This is a genomic window from Nostoc sp. UCD121 (assembly GCF_014222285.1).
Lineage (GTDB): Bacteria > Cyanobacteriota > Cyanobacteriia > Cyanobacteriales > Nostocaceae > Nostoc.
Genome location: NZ_JACKZS010000384.1, coordinates 1 through 3,456 on the forward strand (window position 1 = coordinate 1; position 3,456 = coordinate 3,456).

5 protein-coding genes are annotated in these 3,456 nt (G+C 42.5%); 3 read left to right on the forward strand and 2 right to left on the reverse strand.

Features of this window, described 5'->3' with window-relative positions; translation table 11 throughout:
* Positions 1-178 (forward strand): tetratricopeptide repeat protein (locus tag GNF10_RS35900; RefSeq protein ID WP_185607441.1); only part of this gene is annotated, 178 nt, incomplete at its 5' end.
* Positions 179-747: 569 nt separating this feature from the next.
* Here GNF10_RS35900 and GNF10_RS35905 read toward each other — a convergent pair.
* Complete coding sequence (locus GNF10_RS35905; RefSeq protein WP_185580606.1) at positions 748-1,134, reverse strand: PIN domain-containing protein; 387 nt, start codon at positions 1,132-1,134, stop codon at positions 748-750.
* On the reverse strand, positions 1,121-1,366 hold the full coding sequence (locus tag GNF10_RS35910; protein ID WP_114083907.1) for an AbrB/MazE/SpoVT family DNA-binding domain-containing protein: 246 nt from the start codon (positions 1,364-1,366) through the stop codon (positions 1,121-1,123). Before GNF10_RS35910 ends, GNF10_RS35905 begins: the two co-directional genes overlap by 14 nt.
* A gap of 97 nt (positions 1,367-1,463) precedes the next feature.
* Between GNF10_RS35910 and GNF10_RS35915 the strand changes: the two genes are divergently transcribed.
* Positions 1,464-2,033: a Uma2 family endonuclease gene (locus GNF10_RS35915; RefSeq protein ID WP_185580607.1), complete on the forward strand. Its 570-nt coding sequence runs from the start codon at positions 1,464-1,466 to the stop codon at positions 2,031-2,033.
* A gap of 122 nt (positions 2,034-2,155) precedes the next feature.
* A partial coding sequence (locus GNF10_RS35920; protein ID WP_185607442.1) for an aspartate kinase occupies positions 2,156-3,456 on the forward strand: 1,301 nt, incomplete at its 3' end.

The following is a 3,456-nucleotide window of genomic DNA, read 5'->3' on the forward strand; positions in this document are numbered from 1 at the left end:
CCTCAACAACCTAGCTCTACTCTACAACTCCCAAGGCAGATACAGCGAAGCCGAACCCCTTTACATTCAAGCTTTGGAAATTGCTGAACTTAGTTTAGGGGTAAATCATCCCAACACAATTACTTTCCGTGAAAATTTGGCAATTCTTCGCGATCGCCTCCCCCAAAATCCAGAATAAGCTAGTTTTGTGCAAAGCGTATCGTGATAAAACTGAAAAGTGCATTAGCGATCGCGGAGCGTCTCGTAGAGAAGCTCACCGTTCGCGTAGCGTTCCGAAGGAAAGGTATCGCCTAGACTAAAATTTATATTGAACTAAGTAAAAATGCCATTCAACTTACTCAAAATGAGGTTTTACTTTCTCAAAATAAGCTTTTACTTACTCAAACCCCAGTTTGCTTTCTCATTTTGGTGTTTTCCGCAAGCAAAATAAGCTTTTACTTTCTCAAACTCCAGTTTGCTTTCTCATTTCAGTGTTTTCCGCAAGCAAAAGGAGCTTTTGCTTTCTCAAACCCCAGTTTGCTTTCTTATTTTAGTGTTTTCCGCAAGCAAAATAAGCTTTTACTTTCTCAAACCCCAGTTTGCTTTCTCATTTAAGTAATTCGCGCATTTATTTTGGTATATCATTAAGCCGAAAGCTGGCGATGCTCTAAAAAAGAAGTGTAAATTTACAGGCGATCGCATTTATGTGGTTGTAAATGATGGAGAGCGTAGGCGTAGCCCGTCGTAGACATCGCTATATAACCACTACTAAAATAAATCAAATCCCTTTTCACTTCTCAACTTTCTGTCAAATGTCACAGTTGAACTACAACCATAATCTTGAGCAATCGCCCCAATTAAATAATCAGAAAAATCTGCACTTCCCTGCTTAAATCTTTGTAATGCTTGATAAACTAAAGAGCGATTTTCTAGCTCAAATATCGAACATTGCACCATTAATTCTATAGTGTTACTAATTTCTTCCCTACTAAATTGATAAGTATTACTCCGTAAAACCCAAACCAATTCACAAAGAACTATATTAGCAACAAAACATTGCTCTCCCCCTTCGATAATTTCAGCAGCTTGCTCCCACTGCTTTTCATCATCTTTTGTCAAGTACCGCACTAAAATATTTGTATCAAGTCCAATCACTTGAGCCTTCTTTAATTGCAGTTTCCATTTCTTCTAAAGTTGCGCTTTTCATTCCCGGACGGTGTAAAATCCCTGATAAACTTTTGATAGAGATATTCAGGGGAATTAATTTAACTATTCCATTTTCATCAATGACAAAATCAACCTTACTACCTGTATCAAGGTTAAGATAATCCCTAATTTCTTTAGGAATAGTTACTTGCCCTTTAGTGGTGATGGTAGCACTAGCCATTATCCACGTTCCTTACATAAGTTCCTTACTTGATTATAAAGTCTACTGCACCTAACGCATCGCCACAAGTAAATCGGCACAATAAAACCTTTAAAATATGATTGCCTCGCCCCAACAAAACTACCTGACTGCTGAAGAATACCTCCAAATGGAGGAACAGAGCAATATTAAGCATGAATATATAGACGGCTACATCTATGCAATGGCTGGAGCGCTAGATCCACACGTTACCATTGCTCTTAACCTGGCATCTCTCCTCCGTAATCATGTGCGCGGCTCTGGTTGTCGTGTTTACATCGCTGACATGAAAGCCCGAATTGAATCTCTGAATCGTTTTTATTATCCCGATGTGATGGTTACTTGCGATCAACGAGATCAAGAAACGCCAGGTTATAAAAGATTTCCCTGTTTAATTGTCGAAGTTTTATCTAATTCTACCGAAGCATTTGACCGAGGCGATAAATTTGCCGATTATCAAACACTGGAAAGTCTGCAAGAGTATGTTTTAATTAATACAAAACGTCAGCGAGTCGAGTCTTTTCGCCGAAATGAGCAAGGATTGTGGGTTTTACAATCCTACACAGCAGAACATCAATCATTTAAACTCAACAGCGTGATTTTTGAGGAAACAATGGCATCACTTTACGAAGATGTGGTTTTTGAATAATCAACTCATGATTGGGTATGCTACACAATTTTTAGTAAACTAAATATCTATTAATATCTTCAAGGCTTCCTAACCCGGCGGAGGCATTGAGCAAAACAGACACAATTGATTGCATAAAAGTTATGGCGCTCATAGTTCAGAAATACGGTGGTACATCTGTCGGTTCAGTGGAACGCATTCAAGCTGTCGCACAGCGTGTTTATAAAACTGTTCAAGCTGGAAACTCTCTGGTAGTAGTGGTTTCAGCAATGGGCAAAACCACCGATGGACTCGTCAAACTAGCTAATGAGATTTCTCCCAATCCTAACCGCCGGGAAATGGATATGCTGCTTTCCACAGGCGAACAAGTAACCATTGCCTTACTCAGCATGGCTTTGCAGGAACTCGGACAACCAGCAATTTCTATGACTGGCGCTCAGGTAGGAATTGTTACCGAAGCTGAACACAGCCGCGCTCGGATTTTGCATATTGACACTACTCGCCTCTGTCGCCACATAAATGCAGGTAAAGTAGTTGTTGTAGCAGGGTTCCAAGGCACATCTAACGCTGGGGAGATGGAAATTACCACTTTGGGGCGCGGTGGTTCTGACACCTCAGCGGTAGCGATCGCAGCCGCATTACGAGCTAATTTTTGCGAAATTTATACAGACGTTCCAGGGATTCTAACTACAGACCCCCGCTTAGTAGCCGAAGCCCAATTGATGGATGACATCACCTGCGATGAAATGTTGGAACTAGCTAGCTTGGGCGCAAAAGTGTTGCATCCCCGCGCTGTGGAAATTGCTCGTAACTATGGTGTTCCCCTTGTAGTTAGGTCTAGCTGGACAGATCAACCAGGTACTTGGGTGACATCAGCCAAACCCCAAGGGCGATCGCTAATTAATCTAGAAATTGCCCGTCCGGTGGATGCTGTAGAATTTGACACTGACCAAGCAAAGGTGGCTTTGTTGCGCGTACCTGATAAACCAGGTGTAGCAGCCAGGTTGTTTGGCGAAATTTCCCGACAAAAAGTAGATGTAGATTTGATTATTCAGTCCATTCATGAAGGTAACAGTAATGACATTGCCTTTACTGTCACCACCCCAATCTTAAAACGCGCAGAAGCAGTAGCCGCAGCGATCGCCCCAGCACTGAGAAATCCATCTAATCCCAAATCTGATGAAGCCGAGGTAATGCTAGAACATAACATTGCCAAAGTCAGCATCGCTGGCGCAGGAATGATTGGCCGTCCTGGTGTGGCTGCAAAAATGTTCGCCACCTTAGCCGAAGCTGGCGTGAATATTCAAATGATTTCCACCAGCGAAGTGAAAGTAAGTTGCGTAGTTGATGCTGCCGAATGCGATCGCGCCGTCACCGCACTCCGCACCGCCTTTGAAATAGAGGCAGGGGAGCAGGGGAGCAGGGGAGCAGGGGAGAGTACATG

Excerpts from the sequence above, each read along its gene's own strand:
- GNF10_RS35910 (WP_114083907.1), bottom strand. The coding sequence starts at position 1,366 with ATGGCTAGTGCTACCATCACCACTAAAGGGCAAGTAACTATTCCTAAA.
- GNF10_RS35915 (WP_185580607.1), top strand. The coding sequence starts at position 1,464 with ATGATTGCCTCGCCCCAACAAAACTACCTGACTGCTGAAGAATACCTC.